The sequence below is a fragment of the Synechococcus sp. RS9907 genome, from assembly GCF_014279615.1.
GTDB lineage: Bacteria > Cyanobacteriota > Cyanobacteriia > PCC-6307 > Cyanobiaceae > Parasynechococcus.
Map to the genome: position 1 here is coordinate 1,366,258 of NZ_CP047944.1, position 25,527 is coordinate 1,391,784.

Annotated in this window: 28 protein-coding genes and 1 other RNA gene; 12 read left to right on the plus strand and 17 right to left on the minus strand. The window is 54.9% G+C overall.

Translation table 11 applies throughout. From position 1 onward, the window contains the following. Positions 1-26 precede the first annotated feature (26 nt). Complete coding sequence (ftsH, locus tag SynRS9907_RS07340; protein ID WP_188020527.1) at positions 27-1,946, plus strand: ATP-dependent zinc metalloprotease FtsH; 1,920 nt, start codon at positions 27-29, stop codon at positions 1,944-1,946. Positions 1,947-1,997: 51 nt separating this feature from the next. Here ftsH and SynRS9907_RS07345 read toward each other — a convergent pair whose 3' ends face one another. Together SynRS9907_RS07345 and clpP are read right to left on the minus strand one after the other, a co-directional pair. Next, positions 1,998-2,153, minus strand: coding sequence for a DUF2256 domain-containing protein (locus SynRS9907_RS07345; protein WP_114989259.1), 156 nt, complete (start codon positions 2,151-2,153; stop codon positions 1,998-2,000). Beyond that, positions 2,150-2,743 (minus strand): ATP-dependent Clp endopeptidase proteolytic subunit ClpP, encoded by a 594-nt coding sequence (clpP, locus tag SynRS9907_RS07350; RefSeq protein ID WP_114989260.1) that lies wholly within the window; start codon positions 2,741-2,743, stop codon positions 2,150-2,152. Before clpP ends, SynRS9907_RS07345 begins: the two co-directional genes overlap by 4 nt. Positions 2,744-2,824: 81 nt before the next feature. Between clpP and psb29 the strand changes: the two genes are divergently transcribed. After that, on the plus strand, positions 2,825-3,472 hold the full coding sequence (psb29, locus tag SynRS9907_RS07355) for a photosystem II biogenesis protein Psp29 (RefSeq protein WP_188020528.1): 648 nt from the start codon (positions 2,825-2,827) through the stop codon (positions 3,470-3,472). On the opposite strand, the gene SynRS9907_RS07360 is transcribed toward psb29, so the two are convergent. From SynRS9907_RS07360 to petN, 3 genes are all read right to left on the minus strand, one after another. After that, positions 3,454-4,695 carry a hypothetical protein gene (locus SynRS9907_RS07360; protein ID WP_188020529.1) on the minus strand — a complete coding sequence of 414 codons (1,242 nt, stop codon included), beginning with the start codon at positions 4,693-4,695 and terminating at the stop codon, positions 3,454-3,456. The two genes, psb29 and SynRS9907_RS07360, sit on opposite strands and share 19 nt — an antisense overlap. A gap of 68 nt (positions 4,696-4,763) precedes the next feature. Further along, positions 4,764-4,913: a hypothetical protein gene (locus tag SynRS9907_RS07365; protein ID WP_006851420.1), complete on the minus strand. Its 150-nt coding sequence runs from the start codon at positions 4,911-4,913 to the stop codon at positions 4,764-4,766. Between the two features lie 8 nt (positions 4,914-4,921). After that, positions 4,922-5,023, minus strand: a complete 102-nt coding sequence (petN, locus tag SynRS9907_RS07370; protein WP_011364412.1) for a cytochrome b6-f complex subunit PetN — start codon at positions 5,021-5,023, stop codon at positions 4,922-4,924. A 72-nt stretch (positions 5,024-5,095) separates the two neighbouring features. Here petN and clpS point away from each other — a divergent pair, with 72 nt between their 5' ends. Continuing rightward, a complete protein-coding gene (gene clpS, locus SynRS9907_RS07375) occupies positions 5,096-5,392 on the plus strand; it encodes an ATP-dependent Clp protease adapter ClpS (protein WP_114989263.1) in 297 nt (98 codons plus the stop codon). A gap of 1 nt (position 5,393) precedes the next feature. Here clpS and SynRS9907_RS07380 read toward each other — a convergent pair whose 3' ends face one another. Beyond that, a complete protein-coding gene (locus SynRS9907_RS07380; protein WP_114989264.1) occupies positions 5,394-5,621 on the minus strand; it encodes a hypothetical protein in 228 nt (75 codons plus the stop codon). Positions 5,622-5,695: 74 nt separating this feature from the next. Between SynRS9907_RS07380 and SynRS9907_RS07385 the strand changes: the two genes are divergently transcribed. Beyond that, the gene (locus tag SynRS9907_RS07385) at positions 5,696-5,971 is read left to right on the plus strand and encodes a DUF2103 domain-containing protein (protein ID WP_006851066.1); all 276 of its coding nucleotides are present in this window, start codon (positions 5,696-5,698) and stop codon (positions 5,969-5,971) included. Here SynRS9907_RS07385 and SynRS9907_RS07390 read toward each other — a convergent pair. Beyond that, complete coding sequence (locus SynRS9907_RS07390; protein WP_188020530.1) at positions 5,959-6,183, minus strand: hypothetical protein; 225 nt, start codon at positions 6,181-6,183, stop codon at positions 5,959-5,961. The genes SynRS9907_RS07385 and SynRS9907_RS07390 overlap by 13 nt on opposite strands. Before the next feature lie 184 nt (positions 6,184-6,367). Then, positions 6,368-6,520 carry a hypothetical protein gene (locus SynRS9907_RS07395; RefSeq protein WP_170951012.1) on the minus strand — a complete coding sequence of 51 codons (153 nt, stop codon included), beginning with the start codon at positions 6,518-6,520 and terminating at the stop codon, positions 6,368-6,370. Positions 6,521-6,647: 127 nt separating this feature from the next. Here SynRS9907_RS07395 and SynRS9907_RS07400 point away from each other — a divergent pair, with 127 nt between their 5' ends. Next, on the plus strand, positions 6,648-6,860 hold the full coding sequence (locus SynRS9907_RS07400) for a hypothetical protein (protein ID WP_188020531.1): 213 nt from the start codon (positions 6,648-6,650) through the stop codon (positions 6,858-6,860). A 331-nt stretch (positions 6,861-7,191) separates the two neighbouring features. On the opposite strand, the gene ssrS is transcribed toward SynRS9907_RS07400, so the two are convergent. From ssrS to SynRS9907_RS07415, 3 genes are all read right to left on the minus strand, one after another. After that, positions 7,192-7,375, minus strand: a non-coding RNA gene (gene ssrS / locus SynRS9907_RS07405) — 6S RNA. A 7-nt stretch (positions 7,376-7,382) separates the two neighbouring features. After that, positions 7,383-8,543: a 5-(carboxyamino)imidazole ribonucleotide synthase gene (locus SynRS9907_RS07410; protein WP_186510455.1), complete on the minus strand. Its 1,161-nt coding sequence runs from the start codon at positions 8,541-8,543 to the stop codon at positions 7,383-7,385. 52 nt (positions 8,544-8,595) lie between these two features. After that, positions 8,596-9,468, minus strand: coding sequence for a carbohydrate ABC transporter permease (locus tag SynRS9907_RS07415; RefSeq protein ID WP_188020532.1), 873 nt, complete (start codon positions 9,466-9,468; stop codon positions 8,596-8,598). Between the two features lie 61 nt (positions 9,469-9,529). On the opposite strand from SynRS9907_RS07415, the gene aroB reads away from it, so the two are divergent. Next, the gene (gene aroB / locus SynRS9907_RS07420; protein WP_188020533.1) at positions 9,530-10,645 is read left to right on the plus strand and encodes a 3-dehydroquinate synthase; all 1,116 of its coding nucleotides are present in this window, start codon (positions 9,530-9,532) and stop codon (positions 10,643-10,645) included. Here the strand turns inward: aroB and SynRS9907_RS07425 are convergent. Then, positions 10,617-11,789: a class I SAM-dependent methyltransferase gene (locus tag SynRS9907_RS07425; protein ID WP_255445816.1), complete on the minus strand. Its 1,173-nt coding sequence runs from the start codon at positions 11,787-11,789 to the stop codon at positions 10,617-10,619. The genes aroB and SynRS9907_RS07425 overlap by 29 nt on opposite strands. A 40-nt stretch (positions 11,790-11,829) precedes the next feature. Here SynRS9907_RS07425 and SynRS9907_RS07430 point away from each other — a divergent pair, with 40 nt between their 5' ends. Next, positions 11,830-12,639 carry a TPM domain-containing protein gene (locus SynRS9907_RS07430; RefSeq protein WP_115132697.1) on the plus strand — a complete coding sequence of 270 codons (810 nt, stop codon included), beginning with the start codon at positions 11,830-11,832 and terminating at the stop codon, positions 12,637-12,639. 25 nt (positions 12,640-12,664) lie between these two features. Here SynRS9907_RS07430 and SynRS9907_RS07435 read toward each other — a convergent pair whose 3' ends face one another. From SynRS9907_RS07435 to SynRS9907_RS07445, 3 genes are all read right to left on the minus strand, one after another. Next, positions 12,665-13,384: a glycoside hydrolase family 104 protein gene (locus SynRS9907_RS07435; RefSeq protein ID WP_186497722.1), complete on the minus strand. Its 720-nt coding sequence runs from the start codon at positions 13,382-13,384 to the stop codon at positions 12,665-12,667. A gap of 207 nt (positions 13,385-13,591) precedes the next feature. Further along, positions 13,592-14,677: a hypothetical protein gene (locus SynRS9907_RS07440; protein WP_188020535.1), complete on the minus strand. Its 1,086-nt coding sequence runs from the start codon at positions 14,675-14,677 to the stop codon at positions 13,592-13,594. Beyond that, complete coding sequence (locus SynRS9907_RS07445) at positions 14,671-15,519, minus strand: TIGR04168 family protein (protein ID WP_188022389.1); 849 nt, start codon at positions 15,517-15,519, stop codon at positions 14,671-14,673. Before SynRS9907_RS07445 ends, SynRS9907_RS07440 begins: the two co-directional genes overlap by 7 nt. Before the next feature lie 53 nt (positions 15,520-15,572). Between SynRS9907_RS07445 and nadA the strand changes: the two genes are divergently transcribed. The 4 genes from nadA (at position 15,573) to SynRS9907_RS07465 (ending at position 23,350) form a co-directional block, all read left to right on the plus strand. Beyond that, entirely contained in the window at positions 15,573-16,505 is a 933-nt protein-coding gene (gene nadA / locus SynRS9907_RS07450; RefSeq protein WP_188020536.1) for a quinolinate synthase NadA, read from the plus strand. After that, entirely contained in the window at positions 16,502-16,804 is a 303-nt protein-coding gene (locus SynRS9907_RS07455) for a hypothetical protein (protein ID WP_188020537.1), read from the plus strand. Before nadA ends, SynRS9907_RS07455 begins: the two co-directional genes overlap by 4 nt. 98 nt (positions 16,805-16,902) lie before the next feature. Then, complete coding sequence (locus SynRS9907_RS07460; protein ID WP_255445817.1) at positions 16,903-17,277, plus strand: hypothetical protein; 375 nt, start codon at positions 16,903-16,905, stop codon at positions 17,275-17,277. 586 nt (positions 17,278-17,863) lie between these two features. After that, positions 17,864-23,350, plus strand: a complete 5,487-nt coding sequence (locus SynRS9907_RS07465) for a clostripain-related cysteine peptidase (RefSeq protein ID WP_188020539.1) — start codon at positions 17,864-17,866, stop codon at positions 23,348-23,350. A 535-nt stretch (positions 23,351-23,885) separates the two neighbouring features. Here the strand turns inward: SynRS9907_RS07465 and SynRS9907_RS07470 are convergent. Next, positions 23,886-24,119: a hypothetical protein gene (locus SynRS9907_RS07470; RefSeq protein ID WP_188020540.1), complete on the minus strand. Its 234-nt coding sequence runs from the start codon at positions 24,117-24,119 to the stop codon at positions 23,886-23,888. Positions 24,120-24,186: 67 nt separating this feature from the next. Here SynRS9907_RS07470 and SynRS9907_RS07475 point away from each other — a divergent pair, with 67 nt between their 5' ends. Beyond that, positions 24,187-25,173 (plus strand): ligase-associated DNA damage response exonuclease, encoded by a 987-nt coding sequence (locus tag SynRS9907_RS07475; protein ID WP_188020541.1) that lies wholly within the window; start codon positions 24,187-24,189, stop codon positions 25,171-25,173. Here the strand turns inward: SynRS9907_RS07475 and SynRS9907_RS07480 are convergent. After that, positions 25,170-25,430: a hypothetical protein gene (locus tag SynRS9907_RS07480; RefSeq protein ID WP_188020542.1), complete on the minus strand. Its 261-nt coding sequence runs from the start codon at positions 25,428-25,430 to the stop codon at positions 25,170-25,172. The genes SynRS9907_RS07475 and SynRS9907_RS07480 overlap by 4 nt on opposite strands. Between the last annotated feature and the right edge of the window lie 97 nt (positions 25,431-25,527).

Here is a 25,527-nt window from a genome sequence, read left to right on the forward strand (position 1 = left end):
CACTCGTTAACGAATTTCTTCAGCTCATGAATCAGCGCTGGCGCCTTCTTGCCCTCTGGCTGTTGCCAATCGGCGTCGTGTTGCTGATCGGCTGGCAGGTGGTGAGCAACGGAGGCATCAACGGCCTCAGCCAGGACAGCAATGGCACCACCGTCGCTCCCCGCAATGCTGCGGTGGCACGGATGAGCTACGGCCGCTTCCTCGATTACGTCGAGGCCGGTCGCGTCACAGCCGTTGATATCTACGACGGTGGCCGCAACGCTGTGATCGAAGCCGTCGATCCCGACCTCGACAACCGCGTTCAGCGCCTGCGCGTTGACCTTCCTGGTCTGGCCCCTGAGCTGATCAACACGCTGAAAACCGAAGGCATCAGCTTTGACATTCATCCGCCCCGCACAGCACCTCCGGCCCTCGGCGTGCTGGGCAATCTGGCCTTCCCGCTGCTGCTGATCGGTGCCCTGATCTTCCTGGCCCGTCGCAACAGCAACATGCCTGGCGGCCCTGGCCAGGCCATGCAGTTCGGCAAGAGCAAAGCCCGCTTCATGATGGAAGCGGAGACCGGCGTCATGTTTGATGACGTGGCCGGCGTCACCGAGGCCAAGCAGGAACTCCAGGAAGTGGTCACCTTCCTGAAACAGCCCGAGCGATTCACCTCAGTGGGTGCTCAGATTCCCCGCGGCCTTCTGCTGGTCGGCCCTCCTGGCACCGGCAAAACCCTTCTGGCCAAGGCCATTGCCGGTGAAGCGGGCGTTCCCTTCTTCTCCCTTTCTGGTTCTGAGTTCGTTGAGATGTTCGTTGGCGTGGGTGCCAGCCGCGTCCGCGATCTGTTCAAGAAGGCCAAGGAAAATAGCCCTTGCTTGATCTTCATCGACGAAATTGATGCCGTCGGCCGCCAGCGCGGTGCCGGTATCGGTGGAGGCAACGACGAACGCGAACAGACGCTCAACCAACTCCTGACGGAGATGGATGGCTTCGAAGGCAACAGCGGCATCATCATCATTGCCGCCACCAACCGCCCCGACGTTCTGGACTCAGCTCTGATGCGTCCCGGCCGTTTTGATCGTCAGGTCACTGTGGACGCCCCCGACATCAAGGGTCGCCTGGCCATCCTCGATGTGCACTGCCGCAACAAGAAGCTCGAAGAGGAGCTGTCCCTCGAAAGCATCGCCCGCCGCACCCCTGGTTTCACCGGTGCAGACCTGGCCAACCTGATGAACGAGGCGGCCATCCTCACCGCCCGCCGCCGCAAGGAAGCCATCGGCTTGAGCGAGATCGACGACGCTGTGGATCGGATCATCGCCGGCATGGAGGGTCGTCCCCTCACCGACGGTCGCAGCAAGCGTCTGATTGCTTATCACGAAGTCGGTCATGCCCTGATCGGCACATTGGTCAAAGACCACGACCCTGTTCAGAAGGTCACCTTGATTCCCCGTGGCCAGGCCCAAGGCCTGACCTGGTTCTCCCCGGATGAGGAGCAAACCCTGGTCACCCGTGCCCAGCTCAAGGCACGCATCATGGGAGCCCTGGGTGGTCGCGCCGCAGAGGACGTGATCTTCGGACACCAGGAAGTCACCACCGGAGCCGGTGGCGATATCCAGCAGGTGGCGTCGATGGCCCGCAACATGGTGACCCGACTCGGCATGAGTGATCTCGGCCCTGTAGCCCTCGAGGGCGGCAGCCAGGAAGTGTTCCTGGGCCGCGACTTGATGTCCCGCAGTGACGTGTCGGAATCGATCTCCCAACAGATCGATGTTCAAGTGCGCAACATGGTGAAGCGCTGTTATGACGAGACGGTGGAGATCGTGGCTGCCAACCGCGAAGCCATGGATCGCCTGGTGGAACTGCTGATCGAAAAGGAAACCATGGATGGTGATGAGTTCAAGGCTGTTGTGGCTGAATTCACCGCTGTTCCTGAGAAAGATCGCACCGTCGTCACCCTCGACTGATTCTGGGTCGAGCAATAAAAAGCCCCCGCCTTGTTTCGACGGGGGCTTTTTTTATGGATTGGATTTGTTCTTGCGTCGTCGACAACGCTCGGAGCAGTACACAACCTCATCCCAGCAATTTCTCCAGGCTTTGCGCCACTCAAAGGGGCGCTCGCAGACCGGACAGATCTTGCTGGGACGGTTGTTTTTAGAGCTTCCCTTCTTCAAGCAACAGCCTGAACGGGACGCTTGTCGATTACCGAATCAATCAAGCCGTAGTTCACCGCTTCGGTGGGTGACATGAAAAAGTCACGGTCGGTGTCCTGCTGGATCCGATCAAGGGGTTGGCCTGTGCGATCGGACAGTTCCTTGTTGAGGCGATCCTTCAGGAAGAGGATTTCGTCCGCCTGAATGCGGATGTCGCTGGCTTGACCCTGGGCACCACCCAAGGGCTGGTGAATCATGATCCGGGAGTGCTGCAGGCTGCTGCGCTTGCCCTTGGTGCCGGCACAGAGCAGGAAAGCTCCCATGCTTGCGGCAAGGCCGACACACACCGTGTGCACATCCGGCTTGATGTGCTGCATCGTGTCGAAGATGCCGAGGCCGTCGTAAACCGAACCGCCGGGAGAGTTGATGTAGAGGTAGATATCTTTCTCGGGATCCTCAGCTTCGAGGAACAACATCTGGGCCACGATCCGGTTGGCGGAGTCACTGGTGACAGCCTCACCAAGGAAGATGATCCGCTCGCGCAGAAGCCGGGAATAAATGTCAAAGGCCCTTTCTCCCCGGCCGGACTCCTCAATCACAATGGGGATCATCTGAGCATCAGCAGGGTCGCGCAATCCTAACGGCGATGTCTGCGGCGCTAGGGTTCCGGCCATTCATTCCTGGACTGCACGTTGGCCGCAAGTCAGACCATCGCCGACAGCAAACGCGCGTTTCATCAGGCCTTTCCCCACGTCATTGCGCCGCTGTACCGCCGCCTTGCTGATGAGCTGCTGGTGGAGCTGCATCTACTGAGCCATCAAAGTCGGTTTGAAGCCAACGGGCTGTTCAGCGTTGGGCTCTGCACAGTGTTCGACACCTTCACCAAGGGCTATCGGCCTGAAGCGCAAACCGAGGCACTGTTCAGTGCCCTGTGCAGCAGCAATGGCTTCGACGCAGCAAAGCTGCGCAAAACCAACGCCTCTCTGGTGGACCAGGCCAAAGGGAAGGATCTCGAAAGCCTCAAAAGCTTGCTGTCATCCCACAGGCTCAACGAGGGCAGCCACTACTCCCGTTTGATGGCCGTTGGACTGATGAGCCTGCTCAAGGCGGCTACAGCGGATGCCACCGGTTCAGACACCGAGGCCATCGTCAAACAGAGCAAGGAACTTGCTGAGGGACTCGGTTTGCCCACCGATCGCGTCGAAAAGGATCTGACGCTGTTTGGCTCCAACAGTGAACGGATGGATCAAGCCGTTGAACTGGTGGAAGAGACCATCGCTGCTGAGAAGCGCAAGAAGGAACGTCGCTTGGAAGAGCAGGCTCAACGCACGTCCAGCTGAAGCCGAAGCCATCCGGGCTGTTGCTGCTTCGGCAGTGCCGTCATCTCAATCTCCAGTTGAGGTGCCTTGCCAACCACTCGCGGCCAGCCCGGTCCGAGCCACCCCAACCGAGCCAATTGATCCGGTCGTGCGCGAAGGCGAAGCTGCTGTTGGCCCATCCGTTTCAGCGGATTGCTGCGGAGGTACGGGGCATCCCCCAGGGCCAGCAGCAACTCCACCTGACCTCGGAGTGCAGGACCCAGTGACCAACCACCTTGCGGATGACCCTGGGGATCCAACCAAACAACAGCCAGATGGTTTGAGGGCCGACCATCGGGAGACAACAGGGGACGTTCAACCCGTTGAAACCCGCGCTTCAACAAAGCGGTGGCAACGGCATCAAGACTTCGCTTGGTCATGTCGATTTCACCAGCAGCCAGCATCAACCTGGCTTGAATCGCAGCCTGGAAACGACCACCCTCCAGCGCATCCAACCGCACAAGGACAGGTGTCTTGAGCAGAACGTCGCGCAACTGCTTCGCCAATCCATAGCGGCTGTCGAGTTGTTGGGCGAACAGTGAATTGTTGAACAAGGATCCCAGCAGCGGCTGCAGGGAAACGCTGTTGAGCTCCAGGTAAGCCGACGGCGGATCGAAGCGAACGACATTGGCTTGGCGTTCCGGGTGGTGAACCTGCAGGGCCGCGAAAGGGCTGGAGGCCACAGGCCCTTCAGCCATCAGACGATCGCCCCGGAGCGCAACACGCAGACAGCCATGCGACACGCTCGCCAAGGCGGGAAAAAGGGAACCGCTGATCGAAGCCAAGCCTGAGGGTTGCCACTGAACGGCCGATCCGCTGGTCAGCAGCCGCAAGCAGCGCTGTTCCAAAGCCGAGGGCTCCCGTCGTTTCAGCGACGGAAGTTGATCAAAACTGCTGCGGTGCAGTTCATCAGCGAACAACAGATCCAGAGCAGACGAATGCGGTGCTGACGGAAGAGCCAAAAGGGGTTCACCGTCGTCCAGCCAGATCAGCCACCAGGTGCCGCGACCATGACGGGCCCAGCGAGCAGGAGCTTCCGAAGAACCAAGCCGCTGCTGCCAGAGCTTCGGCACCGGTGCGGTGGGGTCCGCCTCAAAACTCTGAACCAACCGTGCCCGCCGACTGATCTCAAACAGCTCTGCTGTTCCACGGCGATTCAGGGAAGGCGTCTTCAGGCTGGAGGTGCCCAGTAGCAGGGCGGGCAAAAAAAAGCACAACCCCAGGAGAAGGGCTGTGCAGGGATGAAGTCCAAGTTGACGTCGGACGGCCGCAATCAGGACGACGACTTGGTTGAACCTTGACGGCGTCGACGGTCTCTCCATTCGATCGTTGAGAGATAGATCACGGCAACGCTGACGAAGACAAGAAGCACAGCTGCCGTGACCGCCAGGGTCTGGCTGAGAAGGGGTGCGTCTTGAAGCACAGATTCGATCAGAAGTTCAAGGTGCCGTCACCATTGCGTCCCCAGACGACCATGGCGATGGAGAAACTGAACATGGCGGCCAAGGACGCCCAACCCAGAGTGAACAACATGCGCTTGACCACTTGACTGTCGGGATCCTACCTAGGGTTCGGCACCTTTTCGTCCGCCCGAAGGCATCTGTCATGACCAGCTCCAGCCCAGGTTCATCAGCAGTGCTGGAGCGTCAGGGAACAACACAGCGCTACCCCCAGGCTCGCGTGATCGTTCTGGACGACGATGTGAACACCTTCCAGCACGTGGTGGATTGCCTGCGCAAGATCATTCCCGGCATGAGTGAGGACAAGGCATGGAACCTCGCCAACAAGATTGATGGGCAGGGTGCGGCTGAAGTTTGGTGCGGTCCCCTGGAGCAGGCCGAGCTGTACCACCAGCAGCTTCAGGCCGAGGGCTTAACGATGGCCCCTCTGGAACGCTGCTGAGTCAGGCCGCCGGCTTTCGGCTGGCTTTGGTGAGGCGCAGCAGATCAGCCACCTGCAAACGCTGCAGCTGCTCGTCCATCACGAAACGCACCACCCGGCCAGGGCACAAGGCCAGGCCCCGAACCTCCGTTCCGTGCACCTCAGCGGTGAGCATGCGGGCCTGAGGGCCGCAGGCATCTTGCAGCGGTCCGCTGATCACGTGGCGGAGAGCGTCTACTGATTTCAGCATCACAGCCCCGGAGCGCTCTCTCTGGCATAGCCAAAGTGGCTAACTTTCACCAGTTCTCGGGTTTTCGTTCAGCTTTGGGCCGGGTCGTCATCACCCACAGCACCTATGTGGACGGCTTGATCCCATGGCTGAAGGCCCTGTCCCACGAGACGGAGATCCAGACGATCACCCCTGCCGTGATCAGCCGGGTGCGTGGCCGCAGTCCTGAACTGCAGCTGAGGGTGTCCACCCCGATCACAGGCGGATACAAGCTGGTGGCTCGCAAGGGGACATCCGCCCAGGAAGTCTTTGTGGTGACCTCGATGAGTCGGCCAGACCTGGAACAGGCCGTCCTGCATCACCGCCCCTGAAGGGGTTGGCCTGACTCGAATCCGGCAGCACGACAGGCCTGAGGATGACCATCGGCAACGCTGGGATCTCGGGCGCAGAGTTCAGCCCAATCGGATCGGCGGAAACATTGGGGAAGGATGGCCCGGCATGCGACTTCAGCATCATCCGGCAAAAAGGTGACAGCGTCAGCCGCGGGGCTGCCGAAACAACCCACAAGCAGTGCGCTTGCCACCAGGCCGAAAACGGATGAGAAGAAAGAAACCAGCACGGAGGGATGACCAGTGAAGCGATGCGGAAAAGTGATTCTCAACAACACCGACAGCCAACCAACTCAATGGGAGAACAAAATGGGTTCCCTCAATCCATGCACAGTTGCATCAAGAAGCGGCATCAACAAGTGACATCAACCAACGGCATCAATCCTTGGAGTCAGATGCAGGAATCTTGAATTCCATAAACAGCGCTTCCGCATCAGCATAATCTTTCTTTTCGCGCAAATAAAAGACCTGAGCTTTCCACCAATCCCAGGTTTCCATTTGGATCAGTTCGTCCAGGCGTGGATCACGCATCTCAGCACTGCAACCAAACAAACGCTAAGGACAGGAAAAGCGCTGACAAGCTTTGTTCACACAGCCGTAAGCATCATCGACTACACAACTGCACAGGGGTAGCCTTGATGGCTGCAGCGATCGATCCATGCCCCTCGAAATTGCCGTTAAACAAGGGCAACAAACGATGGAGAGCATGGGCGGTTTCGACGACCTCGAAGACGCTTTGACCGAATTCAACGAATTGATCAACCGTCGAAACTGGCATCAGAGCGTAACCACCATTTCGCTGACCGACACCGATAAAAACAAATGCCTCGCCCAGTACGCGCTCCAGGAGTTCAATCACTCCGAAAACTAGCCCCACCAAAAATCTCCACTCCAAACCAGACGAACGCATCTAGAGTGCAATAAGAGCGAAAAATTTCAGCATGAATGGGAAACTACTGGTGATTGGCATTGGCATATTCTTCCTTCTGTTTTTTGTGGCCGAGTCTTGGTTAATGAGAAGCCTGCCCCATTAACAAAGCTGAGACGTTTTAAAGCAGAACCTAGAGAGAAGACAAAAAAGTCATCCGGTAAACCAAGCCCAAAAAACAAACTTTCAGAATATTGACGCAGAAACTTGGAGATATTGGTTTTGTGATGGCTTGGCGAAGTCCAAGCCACCCACCACATTGATCAAGCGAAGGGGGTGAACCGCCATGCCGTGCGAGCCCCAGTGGTCGACCTGGAAGAACCAGAAGGGGCGACAAAGTGGGGTTTCGTTTCCGGCTGCATGGCCGGTCTACGTCACCGTCACGACAGTCTCCCCAAGTCGAAAGAGAGTCAGATCAGAGCACTAGAAAAAGGCCGTCACCAACACAGCAGTTCGCTACCAACCCTAGTCCTGACTCTCGCTCTCGAGGGGCCAGATCCGACGAATGGCGGCAAGTGCTGACTCAGCCTCATCGCGCCGCTTGAGGAGCGTGTCACCCTCAAGCAGCAGCGTCACGTGCCCCAACTTGCGGCCCGGTGTTTCCGGTGACTTGCCGTACCAGTGCAGGTGAAGCCCCGGCATGGCCTCCAGGGCCTCAAGCCGCTGATCCAAAGGAGGGTGACGCTCGGGGTCGAGGCCGAGCAGGTTGACCATCAAGGCACCACGGCTTTTGAGCTCGGGATCAGGCACGGGAAGACCAGCCGCGATGCAGAGCTGCTGATCGAACTGACTGCTGGTGCAGGCCTCGATCGAGTAATGCCCGGAATTGTGGGTGCGTGGAGCAATTTCATTCACCTGCAGGCCAGCGGGCCCATAGAAAAACTCCAGAGCCAACACCCCCACATAACCGAGCTTCGTCATCAGAGAGGCCGCCACGTTGTAAGCCAGCGCAGCCACCGAAGGATCCACGGGAGCAGGGGCCAGAACCCAGTCGCAGACTTGTTGATGTTGGTGGGTTTGCACCAGCGGAAAATGACGGATCCGGCCGCGCTGATCGCGGCTGACCACGAGAGCCAACTCCAGCTCGTAGTCCACCCAGGATTCCAACAACCAGTCGTCGGCAGGGACCGCCCGCAACAACTGCGCCAGGCCATCGATGTCGCGCAACACCACCGTGCCCTTGCCGTCGTAACCACCACGGGAGGCCTTGGCCATCACCGGAAAGGTCCAGCCCTGAGGAAGCGCGGGCTGGGCCGGTGAAATCAAACTGAGCGGACACCAGGGCGGGCTCGGGATCGCCAGATCGTCGAGCAGCTGGCGCTGGGACAACTTGTCGACCAGGGGCGAAAGCGCCGCCAGCGATGGCTGGAAACGAACCCCCTGCTGCTCCAGCGGCAGAAGGGCATCGATATTGACCCACTCGTTCTCGAAGGTGATGCCGTCACAACCCACCACCAGCTCCCGGGTTCCTGCCACATCCCGGGGATCCGCTGCCACGAGGCGCGAGGCCAAACCAGCCGCAGGATCAGCTGCATCGGACGTTTGAACAGCGATGGGAACATCGCGTTGCGCGGCGGCCTGCACAAGCATCCGTGCCAGCTGACCACCTCCAACAACGCCGATCATCGTGTCCGAGCTGATGTCCGCAGCTTGCCAGTCTGCAGGGTCGCTGACAGCGTCAGATCAGGGGGCGATCGCCGGCAAAGGCCAACCGGATCATGGTGAAGAGCAACACCAACAGGAACAGCGCCAGGCCCAGGGTGCAGGCGTAGCTGATCTCCAATTCGGCAAAGGCCTGCTCGTACACGTAGTAAACGATGGTTCGCGTGGCATCCGCAGGACCTCCCTGGGTCATCAGGAACACTTCCTCGAACACCTTCGTGGCCGCGATCGACGACACCACAGCGACCAAGGTCACGTAGGGACTCATCAAGGGCAGGGTGATGTCGAGATGCTTTCTCCAGCCCTCGCTGCCATCCAGCTCCGCAGCCTCATAGAGCTCCTGGGGAATGCCCTGCAAACCCGCCAGAAAAATCACCATGTAATAACCAAGCCCCTTCCAGAGGGTCACCAACATCACGGCGGGCAGGGCCAGCTGCGGCGTGGTGAGAAAACCAATCGGGCTGAAGGCATCACCGAGCAGGGCACTCAACCATCCATTGATCAGTCCGTTCTCGGCATACAGCCAGCGAAAGGCGATGGCTGCAACAACGATCGACACCAGCACCGGCGTGTAGAAGGCGCCCCGCAGAAAAGACCGACCGGGCAGCCCCTGGTTCACCAGCACCGCCAGCGCCAGGGCCCCCATAACGATGGGAGGCACCACACCAACCAGATAAAGGAAGGTGGTGACCAGCACCTGCCGCGCCATCGGATCCGACAGCAGGCGCTCCAGGTTGGCCAAACCAACAAAACGCAGGGGTTCACTGACATCCAGCCCCGTGGCAGTGAAACTCATCACCAGAGCCATAAGGGCCGGCACCAGCACCGACAAACTGATCAGCACCACCGCCGGCAACAGGAACGCCCAGGCCGAAAGGGAGTTGCGCACTGATCTTTCGCGCACAGGACCAGCGACACTGTTGCGAGAGTAGGTGGGTTCCAACGGTTTCATGACCACAATCACCCCGTTGCATCACATCCGAGTTGCGCTGGAGCGCAACCCCTACGACGTGGTGATTGGAGACGGCGGCCTGGCCAGGCTTGGGCAGCAGATGCTGGACGCTGGAGTGCAGGCGGGTCGGCGTGTGCTGGTGGTCAGCAATCCGGATGTGGCCAGCCCCTATGGCGACGCCTGCCTCAACAGCCTCAGAGCGGCAGGTTTCAGCGTGGAGTTGTTGGTGATTGACGCCGGCGAAACCCAGAAGACACCTGCCACGGTGGCGGAGATCCACGATGCGGCTTACAACGCCAAGCTCGAACGCAGCTCCTTGATGGTGGCCCTCGGCGGCGGCGTTGTGGGGGACATGACCGGCTTTGCGGCAGCCACCTGGCTGCGGGGCATCCAGGTGGTGCAGGTGCCCACAACCCTGCTGGCCATGGTGGACGCGTCGATCGGTGGCAAAACCGGGGTCAACCATCCCCGCGGCAAAAACCTGATCGGCGCCTTTCACCAGCCGCGACTGGTGTTGATCGATCCCTCCACCCTGAACACCCTGCCCGAACGCGAGTTCCGAGCCGGCATGGCTGAGGTGATCAAATACGGAATCCTCGGTGACACGGCGCTGTTCGAGGAACTGGAGGCCTGCCCCGACCCGAGCACGCCCGCTGGGCTTGGATCGGAACGCCTGAGCTCGATCCTGCAGCGATCGGCCGCGGCCAAGGCCCAGGTTGTGGCCGCCGATGAAAAGGAGGGTGGCTTGCGAGCGATCCTCAACTACGGCCATACCTTCGGCCATGTGGTGGAGACCCTCTGCGGCTATGGCACCTGGCTGCATGGCGAGGCGGTCGCCATTGGCATGGTGGCCGTGGGTGAACTTGGCGTGCTGCGGGGCAGCTGGAGTCGCGAGGATGCTGAGCGCCAACGCCGACTGATCGACAGCGCCGGACTGCCCACCGCCTGGCCCGATCTCGCCGCCGATGCGGTTCTGGACAGCTTGCAGGGGGACAAAAAGGTGCGCGACGGTCGCCTGCGCTTCGTGATGCCCACCAGCATCGGAACCGTAGAGATTCGCGATGACGTCAGTCGGGACGAGATCCTCAGCTGCCTTGAGCGCCTGAAAGGCTGAAGCCGTCTTCCGGCAACCCGCGCCGGTAGGTGAGCCAGCGGAACGCACCGAGCCCCGCGGGGTCCACCAGGCGAAGCAGGGCTTCACGCCGTTGCAGGGCTTCCGCCAGCTGATGGCCCGGTAGCTGCTGCAGTCCATGCAGATGCTCTGCAAGCCCCAAGGCCAGCAGGGCCTCTCCCTGCTTCGCCTGATCACCCACCATCCAACCGTTGCGCTGAGCCGCCTCATCCACAAGCTCGATGCAGAGGTGGGCCGTGAGGTCCTGCTCGCCGGGCTGATCCAAGGGCGAAAGGCCCGCCTGCTGAGCGCAAACAGCCATCAAGGTGCCGTCGGAGCGCCGGGCTGTGAAATAACGCTGGGCCTCCAGGGCGTAATCAATCACCAGCAGCACGCCGGCATCCACGGCAGCCGCCGCCGCAGCGAACCAGTCGGGCAATGCACTGTTCCACTCCGTGGTCCACCCCTCTTCGGCATCGGGGGGCGGCAACTGAATGCCGCCTTGGCTGCACACACGCCTGATCTCCTGGTGCAAACCATCGGGGAGAGGCCGATGCGTCGTTCGCAAACCACCGTTTGAAGCGAGCTCCACCCACTGCTGCTGGAGGGATCCCTGCCGCCAGATCAAGCGTTCCACCGGGAGGGCATCAAGCAACTCATGGGCAATCACCACCCCATGAACCGGAGCGCTGCCCAACGCGTCCAGGGAACACCAGCGCAGCGGCAGATCGTCTGCCTCCTCCAGCAGAGCCTGTTGCCGCCGTCGCATGCCGGGATTGGCCTCCACCAACACCAATTCGATCCGAGCCAACAGCTCTGGATCAGCACCACGCAACGCAGCAACGAGATCCCGGGCCAGATGGCCTTCGCCAGGGCCGATTTCCACGATCGACAGGCGTTGATCAGGATCACTTCGGGAGATCGACGTCAGCCAGGCCAGGATCTGAGGAGCCAGAAGGGCTGCGAAATCACTGCCCAGCGAGGGGGAGGTGACGAAATCACCCTGGGCTCCGATGCGTGCGCGGCCTGAGCCGTAATACCCGTGCTCCGGCTCATTCAGAGCCAGATCCATGAACCGGGAAAACGGAACGGCACCCCCCGCCTGATGCAGATGCGTTGCCAACCAGTCGGGACAGGACGCAGCCATCGGTTCCATTGGAGAGAATGCCGGTCGCTGCAGCAGTTCCATGGGAACACATCACATCCGACATCTGTGGAGCCTCGTCGTGGTGGCTCTGGTCAGCCTGGGTGTTCTGGTGACCCCGGCTGAGGCCTACGACAACCCGGAGCTGCTGCCGGATCACCCCACCCCGGTGATCGACCTCGCCAAGGTGTTCAGTGACACCCAGCGGGCCCAGCTGGAAGCATCCCTGGCGGATGTGGAGGAACGCACCGGCTGGAAGATGCGGGTGTTGACCCAGTACGAACGTACGCCGGGTCTGGCCATTCGCGAGTTCTGGGGGCTGGATGAAAGCAGCCTGCTGCTGGTGGCCGACCCCCGCGGCGGGAACCTGCTGAACTTCAACGTTGGCGATGCCTACTTCGCGATGATGCCGCGCACGTACTGGGTGGAGCTGCAGACCCGCTACGGCAACCAGTACTACGTGAAGGATCACGGCGAAGACGGAGCCGTGCTGGATGCCCTCAATGCGGTGGAAATCTGTCTGGACCGTGGTGGCTGTCAGGTGGTTCCTGGCCTTCCCCAGGAACAGTGGCTTTGGACGCTGACCACCTCAATCTTTGGCGGTTTGATTGCTGGCTTTGCGGCCTATCCCCGCAAGGAGGGCGAAACCATCGCCTGGGCCTGGTTGCTGTTGCTCTCACCGCTGTGGGTGATGCTGTTCGGTGTCTTCGGCGTTGCCCCTGTAATCACACGCACGTCTGAAGTGATGCCCCTGCTGCGTAATGGAGTCGGCTTCCTGGCGGGAGGCATCGCCGCGTATCTGATCGCCCAGGCCACCGTTGGCAGGAAACTTCAGAACGACGCCGAAGGCTGAGGAACGTCGAAAAACGTGAATGCCGTCAGAGCCGGGTGGCGCATTCAATGCGCGACCCGGTGCAAAGGGCCGGAGGGGGAGTGACGAGCGCCTGGCGCTTGACGTCACGCAGACGCCGCAACTCCGCGAGGTTCACGTCATAGAAAGAACGCAGTCGTGCGTATTTCTTGACGGGTTGGCCGTAGTAGCTGCGACCGGCGAGGGTTGGAAACGACGCCCACTCCGGAGCAAGCATGGCGGCGAGCAGCGGGCTGAGAACGCCGGTGTCGGTCAGACCCAGGGCTTTGCGCCGCTGAATCAGAAACAACGCGCCCTGGTCCTGAGCCTCAGGGCCGAAACCGCGCACGCCGATGCTGCGCTGAACCAGATTCCAGGTGAAGGGCATGAACTGGTAAGCGCCCGCAGCTGCACTGGCGTAGCGGGAGCTGTAGATCACCCGGTTGGGATGCCGGTCGAGGGAAGGCATCAAGCCACCGCCGAACATCACCCGATAGCCCACATCCAGACCACCTTTCCAGGTGCCTTCCGCAAAACGGATCGTGTTGAGCATCGCCCGACGTTCGGGCGTAATCACGTAGGGAATGGCCCGGCTGGGCTGGAAATCAGAGGTATGGATCAGCTGCGCCCGAGAGGCGGGGGGAAGCAGGCTCGCCTGGGCAGGAAGAAGGGAACTGAGGGCAGGCAGAACTCCGACGATCACGGCCGCATGAAGCGTCTGACGACCGATGAATGCAGAGATAGCCATAAAGAGCGTTCAAAGAGCATGCCCTCGAAAGAGGACGATGAGCAGATCAGAAGCGGATGAAATGCTCGAGCGGAAAAAATTTTCCAAACAAGATGACCTTCTCGAATTAAAGGCTCGAATCAATAGGTATATATGCCAGTCAAATAATCGGCCAGACCACTAACAGGCAGGAAAATCAGCTCAAAAAGTGTTTAAAAATACCGAAAATTAAAAACGACTTGCAACCCAACCCACCAGTGCCAGAGCGGCTTCTTCAGCCCCTGATGCAGAAAGAGGGGCTTCGCTTGGCGCCAGCAACGGCTGGTCCAGCTGCCATGCGCCGGTGTCCAGCTCCTGACGGCTGAGGCAGCGATGCTGGCCGTGGCGACGCAAACCATCCATCAGCGCCGAAGCTTCGGCAAATCCGCTGCGCTCCACGACGTGCATCCCAACCCCTTGGGCCATCGCCTCGCAGAAGCTGCTGAAACCCGGCTTGCCCAGAAAACGGGAGCAACGGCCGAGCACATCGACGGGGCGCAGCCCATCCGGCAGAAACGTGAGGTTGGGGAGCGCCGCCAACTCAGGCGCTTGCGAGGCATCTGCTGACGCTGGAAGCAGGAAATGGTGGTTGGGCCAGAGCTGAAACAGATCCCGCGAAAGAGACAAGCCCAGGCCTCCAAAACCCACCAACACCAGGGGAGCATCCTGGGCATCAAGGCAAGCCTCAAGATCCGCCGGAATGGGCCGCGGGCTGGCGCAAACCAAACCGAGCCTCTGTTCAGGCAACCCCCAGTGCATGGCGAGGTCAAACGGGCAGCGCAGCAACAGATCACCGCAGCGGTAGGCCTCAGCGGCAGCATCGGCCCAACGTTGGAAGACAGAACCCAAGGGGCGATAGATGTCATCCCACCCGAAATTGCTCATCCACACCAGAGGTGCATCGAGGCGCTGGGCCAGGGCGGCCGCGGCCGGGGGAATGTCCCCGATGATCAACACCGGCTGCCCCTGCGACGCAATCCAGACAGCCTCAGCCTCGATCAGGGCCGGCAGCCGTTGCTCCAGCTCATCCAGGGCCCTGAGGGTGGTGGCGCAATCCACACCGAGCGCGTCGGCCTGCACCATGCCCACATCCCATTGACAGGACCGCTGCTCAATCGCTGCATCCCCCAACAGCAGGTTGAGTACGGGGGAGGGCAGACCCGAGCTCATCACCAAGGTCCATTCAGGACGCAGGCGGCGCAGTTGCTGGAGCACCGCAGCATCGCGAGCCGCATGGCCGAAGCCATGGCTGCTGCTGCAGAAATAAATCAGCACGGCAACGGAGCATCGATCGGCAACTGCTCCTGATGGATCAACTCAGCATCAGGGGTGTACCAGCGATGGGCGAGCTGGGTGAGGCGGGCCCCCTGGAATTCAGCCCAGGAGAGATGCAGCAGCGTCCGACCTTGCCCATCCACACCTGAACGGGGCACACAGGCGGCATTGATCAGCGCGGTTCCATGGCGATGACGCAACAGGGTCTGCCGAAAACCAGAGCCCCGCTTGAGGGCATGGTGCATGTGCCCAAAGATCACCAGATCGGCAGGTCGGTCTTTGGCCATGCGGTCCAGGGCAAGGGCCAGATCCTGATCCCCCCAGTCCACCGCCGGCGTCTTCCAGTCGCGTCCACAGGGACTGGCGGCCTCGGATCCCAAGCCTGTGGGACCGCAGTGGGCCATGACGATCAGGGGCTGATCAGCGGGTACATCAGCGGCGGCCTGCACAATCCGCTCGGCTGAAGCCTCAAGCGACACCGGGCCGTACACCGCCTCCACCGCTTTCGACAGGTGAAACCCTCCACCAGCACTGCATGGACGCGCACCCACAACCGTCAACGGGAGTTCCGGCCATTGAATTGAGCGCCAGGCGCAATGGAGATCGCCGAGCACAGCGCGTTGTTGCTCGAGGATGCCGCCACTGCGATCACGCCCGCGGTCGTGGTTCCCCAGGATCACGGCCACGGGGAAAGGAAGCCGCGTGATCCGGCGCGTCAGACGCAGATCCCCATCAGCAAGATCACCAACGAAAAGAACAGCGTCGGGCTTGAGCCGCTGCAGAAGCTGCTCATCCGCGTCGCCCCAGGCGCCGTGCAGATCACCGACAATGGCAAGTCGCAGGTGCTTCAGAGCGAATGCCTAGGCTGTGGCCATCCTGCCCCGAACCGGTCCTGATGAGCGCTGACACCGCCCTTGTTGCGGCGATCAACCGGCTTCGCCAGGACCGCAATGCCGTGATCCTGGCGCACTACTACCAGGAGCCGGAGATTCAGGACATCGCCGATTTCGTTGGTGACTCCCTGGAGCTGTCGCGCAAGGCCGCCAGCACCGATGCAGACGTGATCGTGTTCTGCGGCGTGCACTTCATGGCGGAGACCGCCAAGATTCTCAGTCCGGAAAAGACGGTGGTGCTGCCGGATCTAGAAGCCGGATGCTCCCTGGCGGACGACTGCCCCGCCGATGAGTTCGCCCGCTTTCGGGCAGAGCACCCCGACCACTTCGTGGTGAGCTACATCAACTGCACGGCCGCAGTGAAGGCGCAAAGCGATCTGATCTGCACCAGCAGCAATGCCGTTGATCTGGTGAACCAACTGCCTGCCGACCAGCCCGTTCTGTTCGCCCCCGATCAGAACCTGGGGCGCTGGGTTCAGCAACAGAGCGGTCGCGAGCTGACCCTCTGGCCGGGACGCTGCATCGTTCATGAGACTTTCAGCGAAGAAGCTGTGCTGGCCCTCAAGCACGAACATCCCGGGGCTGAAGTGATCGCCCACCCCGAGTGCCAGCAGAATCTGCTGGACCTGGCGGATTTCATTGGATCCACCAGCAAGCTGTTGACTTACGCCGAACAAAGCTCCTGCAACAGCTTCATCGTTCTGACGGAACCGGGGATCCTGCATCAGATGCAGCAGCGTGTTCCTGAAAAAACCCTGCTCGACGTTCCAGGGATCGATGGATGCAGCTGCAATGCCTGCCCCTACATGCGGCTCAACACCCTTGAAAAACTGAAGGCATGCCTGGAGACCCTCACGCCTGCAATCGAGATGGATGAATCAATGCGGCTGAAGGCCATGAAACCCATGCAGCGCATGCTCGAAATGAGCCGATGACGCCTGATCGGGCCAACATCAGAAGCCTTCAGCGTTGTGCCGTGGGCATCACGTTGGTGCTCGCAGCCTGTTCAACCATGAGCGACTTGGAGAGAAAAGTGTTCCTCTGTGAGGAATGGGAACGAGGCACGAAAAATGTGGATCAGCTCAGGGCCACCTATTCCATCCTTACGGGCAAGCAATTGATCATCCGATCTGGAGGTCCAAGGACTGGCGTCAGCTTCATCGAAGGCGATCTCAAGCAACTTGCCCGGGAGGTCGATGCTGCTTGCGAGGTTCGATCCATCGGATCGGAATAGATTTTCAACACCCAGAACACCGTGTTGGTGAGCATGTTGAGCAAATGAAGGGCATCGACGTCTTGGCCGTTTTGGCTGTCATCACATTGGGTTCAAGCGTGAAAGCGGCAGCACAAGCCTGGAATCAACCGATTCCTGAGCCCGCAACAGAGTCCACAGCAGAAACGATCAAGTTGGCCGAGCAACTCAACAAAGTGGGCGCCAGGTTTTTTGGAGCCCATTGGTGCCCCGCCTGCAAAGAACAGATGAAGCTCTTCGGCAAGCAGGCCGGAGCCAACCTGAACTACGTGGAATGCGGTCTGCCCGACAAGTACCCCGACCAGCTCAGGCAGTGCAGGGATGAAAACATTCGATCCATCCCCACCTGGACACGGCCCGGATCAACGCGACTCCAGGGTGTTCAATCGATCAACACCCTGGAGCGCTGGAGTGGTTTGAAAACGATAGATGAAGAGAAGGAGCAACATTCTTAGGCCATCATCAATGGCCCTACAAAATTTTTACATCAAGAACTAGCACACTCAAAGGGATAATCAAATAAAAGCTAAAAAAGACTTAAAACAACAAAAAAGAAAGAGCCAAATCCTCTTGAATCAGACAGCTCAACAATAAATCAACGCATAAAACAGCCAATTTAAAAAGGCAAAAAAAGAACGAACAAATAAAAAACGTCGCTAACAACTTAAAACCAGGCTCCCAAAATCCAGACAACTCTTAATTAGAACGCAAGAACAATACAGCGAAATACATCAATTCAAATCGACAATTGCAAACCATTAGGAATAATCAGAGGCAAACTAAACGCAAGTGAAGTGCTCGACAAATATTTATAAAAACGAAAAAAAAGGAGCACTTAGCAGCTTCTCAACCAAAACCCAAAAACTGGGGACAAAAATAGAAATCAAAAATAATTACATCCGCAATCAAAACCAGTAATGAAATCACAGGATGACTTAATACTTGCAAGCTGAGCGGCAATAATTTTCAACAATCACGACAAAGAAAATACGGCCAATAGACCTTCAGCCGTCTAGAATAAAATCAAGAGACTCGAAAACCATGACAATCGGCCAGGACTATATAGAACAACTGCTTGAAGACAGAACTACAATTCCATTTTACCTCACCGAATCAAATTGGGATTCCACTTTTCTTGCATTAATAGAAACAATAAACTCAGGCACAAACCTAAACTTTGTACGAAATACAGACAATACCAACACTATTATTGACATCTATGTATATGAAGGAACGTTTGAATCTGATTGGTCAACCTATGAATACGATAGCTTTTTAGCGTTAGAACTCAACACTGCGGCTGGTGCGAGCGTAAGTCAAGCTGAAAAATTGATTGGAGAAATGCTTGGGTCAGTATTGGGCTTGCAAAACTCCAGCGGTCTTGATGAAGCAGCGATCGGAGAACTGGCAAATAAGTGGGGTAACGATGGCATGGATAACCTCTTAGAAAATATCGAAAATGAAGGTGAGATTCAGGCAGATGAAACTGACACTTATACGATTACCATTGACGAGCGAGCAGATGAATCAGATAGATACATCATTCTTGATATCAACGACGTATACGCAGATCTTGATCTCTCGTTAGTCGATTCATCAGATAGCGTATTGGCTAGCGCACAAACAACTAACCAAACAGAATACCTGGACCTGTCCGAGATAACACCTGGCACCTACCTAATTAACGTGTATGGGTACGGAGGTTCCACATCAGACTATAGCATTACTTATATCACATCAACAGATACATCAATCAATGATGGAAATATAAATCAGCCATGGGATGAGTCAAGTGTGATCAATTTAGGAGTTCTCGAAGGCAGGATTAACCAATCAGAAGAAAATCTTATAGAGAGCTCATTCTTTAGCTTTGAGATTGCGGGGGATACCAATAATGGAGATTGGAAGATAACTATTGGGGAATCCCCTTGGAACAGCGATTTAGACATATATCTTTATCGTGAAGATGACCCGTCTGCAGCAGTCATATCGAGCTCAGCATCCTATGGCTCTGACGAACAAATAAATCTAAATGGACTGGAAACAGGCAATTACATACTTGAGGTCAGAAACTTCCTAAGTGAAGCATCTGATTATCTACTTAGTATTGAGTCGCCTTACACAACAAAAGACGAGGAAGGGGACAGCCTGGAAGGCAATAATACTTTTGAAAATGCAACCAGCATTGAAGGAACAGGAAATTATGAACAAGGAGGATTAACAATACACAATGCAGAAGATATCGATTTCTTTAGATTCGAACTTGCCAAAGTCGGCGAAGCTGGGTCTTATGCCCAAATTTCATTAGGAGATAGTAGTGGTGATCTTGATCTCTACTTATATAATAGTGATGGAGTTCTGGTTAATAGCTCTGCATCAACAATGCAGACAGAAACAATAAGCTTGACAGATATAGCACCGGATACGTACACACTAGCTGTTAGCGGTTACCTAAATGCTACTGGTGCATACGAACTTTCCCTTAGCCTACCAACAGGAACATCATCACTCTTGGATGATTACTTTGAAAACGAAGGAGACAATGGCGACATAGCACAGGCAAGTGATTTAGGTACAATTTCTGGTGTAGTCTCTATTAATGATCTTACGATAAACAACCAAGGCAATGATCTTGATTACTTTAAATTCACAATAACCGATCAAGGGAGTAACACCAACTACATCGAGCTAATCGGAGATACCAACTCTGAAGCCGATCTAGATATGAGTCTATATACTTCTACAGGAGTATTGATTGAAACGTCTAATGGATGGGGAAGTGCCGAGACAATAACCCTAAACAACCTAGAGAGTGGTTCATATATATTAGGTGTGAACAGCTACAACAGAAAAGAATCAGATTACAGACTTACCTTCCATGCTCCAGAGGATACAGAGGAACCACTTAAGGATGATGCATACGAACCTAATAATAGTAAGGACAGAGCTACCGAGCTGATTGCATCAAGCGGAAGTCTGTACTTGGATGATCTAAATCTTTCAAATAACAATGATATCGACTGGTATGAGATAGATATTCCTGAAAACATTATTGATGGATCTTACATTAGATTCAACAGCCTTGATGAAACAGAAAGCATAAAAGTTACCTTCAAAAGCAAGGAATCAGAGGATATCCTTTATAGAGACGAAACATTACAGACATTCACGGAATTAGACCTATCAAATTTTCTTGAAGGGAGTTACCTCATTCAGGTCTCAGGTGAACAAACAAATTACGATTTAGATCTTAAAATTGTTCAGGACAGTGAAAGTACGATAGTTCAACCAGACAGATTTGAGAATAATAACTCAAGCACAGATGCAGAATTGATTCGACTTGACAATAAATCGATATTGCTTGAAGATCTCACGATCCATGACTCAACGGATTCTGACTGGTTTCGATTCTCAATTCCAGCAGGAAGTACAGAATCAAGCGGTATAACTATTCAATTCAACAATTCCGAAGGAGATCTTGATCTAGAACTGCACGAAGTTTATTCGGATTCAGAAACTAGTCTGATCAATACTTCTGCAGGCACAACTGATGAAGAGTTTATAGGCTTTGATGGGCTGTCAGCAGGAGAATACGCTGCGAGAGTCTATGCATACAGCGGTACCTCAAGTGAATATAGTCTCGCTATTGATGTGCCAATCACAACGATTGAAGCCGATCGCTTTGAAAACAACAATAAATTCAAAAAAGCCTACGATTTACGCACAATTGAAGGAGTAAGCAACTTTGATGGAAGTATTCACAAGTCCAAAGACAAAGACTTTTTCAAATTTAAGACCTTAGCAGATACCACGATCGCTCATTCCGTTTCCTTAGAAGGTGGCAGCGACTTAATGCTCACTGTTTATAATAAAAAGAAAAAGAAATTAAATTCAGGCTCTGGCAGTGTGAGCTTGGCTGACTTAGAAGCTGACAAAACTTATTTTATTAAAGTTGGCGGCCAGAAAAAGAAAGCTGAACTTGGGAACTATTCACTCAATTTTCAACTTCCTAGCCAAATTACGACAAACCAGGATGGCAATACAGAGGATGGAGATTCTCTATCTGACTGGACAATGATGGTTTATATTACAGCTGATGATTTAGATTATTTTGCATATAGTGATATCAATGAAATGGAAAACGCTATTAGTAACTATAATGTAGGTGCTAACGTCGCTGTTTACTGGGATCAAAGTGCAGATGGGCGATCTAATCCATATACCACAGGTAATGGCAGCCAACCTGCATGGACTACAGCAGGGAAAGCATTTATTCAAGCTGATTCTGATCTGGGTGATGTCGGGACAGACTTTTTAATCGAACCAAATGAGGTTAATACTGGTGATCCTGATACTTTGTACGAATTCATCACATGGGCTGCAGATGAAGCACCTGCCGAAAACTACGGCTTGGTTATGTGGAACCATGGAGGAGGAGTCAGAGGCTTCAATTATGACTACAGCGATGACGTTCCAGGAGATAAATTAGTAACAACTGAGTTCGTTGAAGCTCTGGAGAAAACTCAAAATGACGGAATCAATTTCGACTTAATCGCATTTGATGCATGCCTGATGGGAATGATTGAAGTTGGCTATGAAATTAGAAACTACACCGATTATTTTGTGGCAGCTGAGGAGGTCGTAGGTGGTGACGGATATGATTACACAACAGCTTTTTCGGCGTTTGAAAGCGAGCTTGGAGATGTCAGTCCTGATGAATTGGCTCAGTCGCTTATCCAAAGCTTTGAAGAATTTTATGTTTACGGTGGAAATGATGCTGACACGCTTTCAGCAGTCAATACAAACCAATTAGAAGAAGTAGCTGAAAGTCTTAAGTCATTTACTGATCTAGCAAGTGAAGCTCCTGAGGAAGAACGCGGGGCTATGTCGAGCCTGCGTAATCAATCGATTGCATATGCAGAGAAGAATTATGTTGACCTAGGTGATTGGCTTAAAAAAGTCTCGAGAAGTCAGGTTGTATCGGTGGAGGTCAGAGATCTTGCAGGAAACGTTCTAGAATCCATCGAAGAGTCAGTAGAGTTTAAAACCAGAGATTCAAGAAACAGTTCCGGACTTGCAATATATTTCCCAAAAACATCTCAGTCACAGGATCCGATCGGGTCATTTTATCAATCAGAGTATGAGAATTTCTTGACAGCAACAGGTTGGTACTCTTTTCTTGAAACCCTTGATGGCTTGTCAGGATCAACCGCTCAACTTGCATCGTCTCGTTCTTTTAATCCAATTCTGGGTAATGCGAGCGCTTCAAGGCCATTAGATCTCGGCTTACTGAGTGGTTCAAATAACCGAATCCCACTATCGCTAACAAATGATGATACACAACAATTCTTTGAGTTTAGATTTGAGGGTGATGCCGGAACAAATGCAACCATTGAACAAATAGGCATGGTTGATGCTGAAATATCAATTCGCACAATTGGAAGCGACAAAAGTCTTGTCTCAGGGACTGATTCAATCTCATTGAATGAGCTTGATGCCGGGACCTATCTTGTATCCATCGACAGCGACAGCAGTATTGACGGAATTCGTCCAGAATTGGTGATTAATGTTCCAGAAGCAGTAACAAGTGCAGATGTAATAAATAACAGTTTACTCAAGGCGGAAGAACTTGGATTGATTACCTCAGATCGTCTTATTACCGGTGGACTAATCTCTAATGGGCAAAATGCGTATTATCGATTTGAGACTCCAAGATTTTCGACGGAAGTTAATTATAGTCTAGAACTATTAACAGGTGGTTCTGTTGAGTTGGAGGCCAAGATACTTTCCGCTAACGGAGAAACAATAATCGTTGAAAATAGTGGTGTAGGGAGCATTGAAATGAATCATAGCGCCTCTGGCCAAGGAGAAAGTTATATCCTTCTGGTTAGCTCACCTGAGAATAGTCTATCTTCTGAAAACTTCGAATCACCAACAACAACATCATTCACGACCTCAGTAGTGGTTGAAGCCGAGTCAGTTTTTATAGATCCTTCTGAACTTCCAACAATTGAATCAATTAATAATGTTGAAGCAAGGCAAGAGATTACAACTTTTAATTTAAGCAACCCTGTAATATTCAACAGTAAAGCCATTGAAACCGTAATTGTTGGTACAAAACAGAAAGACGATATATTAGGAACTTCAGAGGGAGAAATAATTGCTGGCTTAGAAAATAAAGATGTCCTGAAGGGTGGAGATGGTGCTGATGGATTTCTCTTTAGTTCCAATGAATTTGGGAATAAAAAAGCGGATTTAATTAAAGACTTTGACTCTGATGAAGGAGACTCGATTGTTGTCAACCAAGATATTTTCAATATTAATGGCAAAATCAAGATCAAGAACGTAAATAGAAAGTCGAAAGCAAAAAAAGCAGCAAAAAGCAATAATAATTTTATCTATGACAACAAAAATGGCTTGCTTTACTTCAATGAAGATGGCAAGGAAAAGGGATGGGGAGATGGTGGCTTGTTGGCAAAACTTCAAGGTAAGCCAGATCTAGGTGCAGACGATTTCACGATTGTTTAAATCATATCTTACACTTAATTGACAATATTAGCGTGATCAACATATTTTAACTCTATTGCTATGTAGGCTGGCCTATCGTTTATCTGCCTTAAGTAATTGTTATCCAAACAGAGGCATATTTATCTTGTTTTTCAATCGAAACAAATTGATATTTTTACTCTTTTCTATCGCCACTCTTGCTATATGCTGGCGCAGTCGAGGATCAAATTCTAATTACAATTTCGTAGAAAATATCATAGTTTTTAAGTCAAGGTGGCAATAAATCACAGTTTTGGGAGCAATGCAGATAGTGGTTGGAGATGCAGTCTCCCTAAAAACAAACAAACACCTAACTTTTATTGAAAAACCTAAAATCTGAAGCCTAAGAATGACAACCTGCAAAGAGTAGCTTTATCACAGACTTTAGGAGCTGGTCGAACGCGAAGAACTCAAAAGTCAAGAAAAGAAATTCATGAAAAAGGGCTGCTTATCAAAAACTTACTTTTAATAAACAGTCAAGAATATCCTTGAAGCGATTAACTAAGCCTAGTAGTTCTCATTTTTTACGGCAATAGCCAGCGCCAACATTCATCCAGCCGGAGGGGCAGGCTTCACCGTTGGTGGGCTTCACCTCGTAATAGATCGGAGACACACAGGTGGTGCCCAGGGTATTGACGTAACCCAGAGGGCATTGGTTGTGGCCTTGGGCCTTGGGAATCTTTTTCTGAGCCAAAGCGGAACTGGGCACAGCCAGGGATGAAACAAACAGAGCGGCAGCGAGCAGCTTCATGGCAAGCGGGTCGAACGCGCTAAATGTATGGGCCTTTCAGAATGTTTGCAGCGATTGGTGGCGGAGCTTGATCGAACGCACACCGGAGGGGTTGTATTGCCGTGCCGCGAAGGCCTGGGTCGACCCATGGCGTCCGGTTCCCCGGGCCCTGATCACCCACGCCCATGCCGACCACGCCCGCCCCGGATGCGGTGAGTACTGGGCTGTGGCCTCCAGTGAAGGGGTGCTGCGCCAGAGGCTCGGCAAAGACATCACCCTTCACCCAGTGGCCTACGGCGAAGAACACTGGCTGGGGCAATGCAAGGTGTCGTTTCACAGCGCCGGACACGTGCTCGGTTCGGCGCAGATCCGTCTGGAATCAGAGGGCGAGGTGTGGGTGGTCAGTGGGGATTACAAACGGGATGACGACCCCAGCTGTGACCCCTTCCAACCAGTGCGCTGCGATGTGTTGATCACCGAAGCCACCTTCGGAATGCCGATCTATCGCTGGCAAAGCGGTGAGCAGGTGGCCAAGGAGATCCATGCCTGGTGGAGCCGTGATCGCAGCAGACCATCCCTGCTGTTCTGCTATGCCTTCGGCAAAGCCCAACGCTTGCTGGCTGAACTGAAGGCCATCGGCGTGGAGGAGGAGGTGCTGCTGCACGGCGCTGTTGAAACCGTGACCCGCCACTACCGCGAGGCAGGGGTTCCGATGCCCCCTAGTCGTCCCGTCAGCGAACTGCCCCGAAAGGATCCGCTCGAAGGGCGGCTGATCCTGGCGCCACCGTCGGCCCATCGCTCCAGCTGGATGCGCCGCTTCAAGTCACCCCAAACCGCCTTTGCCTCCGGCTGGATGGCCGTGCGCGGAGCCCGTCGACGGCGGGGCTACGAGCGGGGATTCGTGCTCAGTGATCATGCCGACTGGCCTGGACTGATCCAGACCGTTCGCGACAGCGGCGCCTGCAAGGTGTACGTCACCCATGGACAGAGTGACGTTCTGGCCCGTTACCTGCGGGAGGTGGAGGGTGTGGATGCAGAGCCGTTGGACACCCTGTTCGAAGGAGAGTCGGACTAGAACTTGGCGATGCCGTCCGGCAGCTCGGGGAGGTTGAGGTTTGCTTCGCGCCCTTCGATCGCGGCTGTGAGCGATTCGATCATCATGGCGTTGCCGCTGTCTTTCACGGCCTCGAGAGCCTTCTGAAGACGACGACGACGGTCGGATGGATCATCCGATGTGCCGGAGCCAGCTATGGGGGTGACGACGGCCGTGGCTGAGGCGGTAGCGCGCACGCTGCTGAGTTGTTGCGCGAGGTTGTCCCAGAGGAGTGCCATCCGGCTGATTCAGGAATCTGTGGCTCAGATCAACACAGGTCTCCGCCGGATTTCCAGCACTGCTCACAAAATGTCTTGTCAGGATGGCGGGGCTTTC

Excerpts from the sequence above, each read along its gene's own strand:
- SynRS9907_RS07465 (WP_188020539.1), top strand. The coding sequence starts at position 17,864 with ATGACAATCGGCCAGGACTATATAGAACAACTGCTTGAAGACAGAACT.
- SynRS9907_RS07425 (WP_255445816.1), bottom strand. The coding sequence starts at position 11,789 with ATGGCTGCGTCCTGTCCCGACTGGTTGGCAACGCATCTGCATCAGGCG.
- SynRS9907_RS07435 (WP_186497722.1), bottom strand. The coding sequence starts at position 13,384 with ATGGCTATCTCTGCATTCATCGGTCGTCAGACGCTTCATGCGGCCGTG.
- SynRS9907_RS07430 (WP_115132697.1), top strand. The coding sequence starts at position 11,830 with ATGGGAACACATCACATCCGACATCTGTGGAGCCTCGTCGTGGTGGCT.
- SynRS9907_RS07410 (WP_186510455.1), bottom strand. The coding sequence starts at position 8,543 with ATGATCGGCGTTGTTGGAGGTGGTCAGCTGGCACGGATGCTTGTGCAG.
- petN (WP_011364412.1), bottom strand. The coding sequence starts at position 5,023 with ATGTTGTTCACTCTGGGTTGGGCGTCCTTGGCCGCCATGTTCAGTTTC.
- ftsH (WP_188020527.1), top strand. The coding sequence starts at position 27 with ATGAATCAGCGCTGGCGCCTTCTTGCCCTCTGGCTGTTGCCAATCGGC.
- SynRS9907_RS07455 (WP_188020537.1), top strand. The coding sequence starts at position 16,502 with ATGACGCCTGATCGGGCCAACATCAGAAGCCTTCAGCGTTGTGCCGTG.
- aroB (WP_188020533.1), top strand. The coding sequence starts at position 9,530 with ATGACCACAATCACCCCGTTGCATCACATCCGAGTTGCGCTGGAGCGC.
- SynRS9907_RS07380 (WP_114989264.1), bottom strand. The coding sequence starts at position 5,621 with ATGCTGAAATCAGTAGACGCTCTCCGCCACGTGATCAGCGGACCGCTG.
- SynRS9907_RS07480 (WP_188020542.1), bottom strand. The coding sequence starts at position 25,430 with ATGGCACTCCTCTGGGACAACCTCGCGCAACAACTCAGCAGCGTGCGC.
- clpP (WP_114989260.1), bottom strand. The coding sequence starts at position 2,743 with ATGATCCCCATTGTGATTGAGGAGTCCGGCCGGGGAGAAAGGGCCTTT.
- SynRS9907_RS07470 (WP_188020540.1), bottom strand. The coding sequence starts at position 24,119 with ATGAAGCTGCTCGCTGCCGCTCTGTTTGTTTCATCCCTGGCTGTGCCC.
- clpS (WP_114989263.1), top strand. The coding sequence starts at position 5,096 with ATGACCAGCTCCAGCCCAGGTTCATCAGCAGTGCTGGAGCGTCAGGGA.
- SynRS9907_RS07395 (WP_170951012.1), bottom strand. The coding sequence starts at position 6,520 with ATGCGTGATCCACGCCTGGACGAACTGATCCAAATGGAAACCTGGGAT.
- SynRS9907_RS07400 (WP_188020531.1), top strand. The coding sequence starts at position 6,648 with ATGCCCCTCGAAATTGCCGTTAAACAAGGGCAACAAACGATGGAGAGC.
- nadA (WP_188020536.1), top strand. The coding sequence starts at position 15,573 with ATGAGCGCTGACACCGCCCTTGTTGCGGCGATCAACCGGCTTCGCCAG.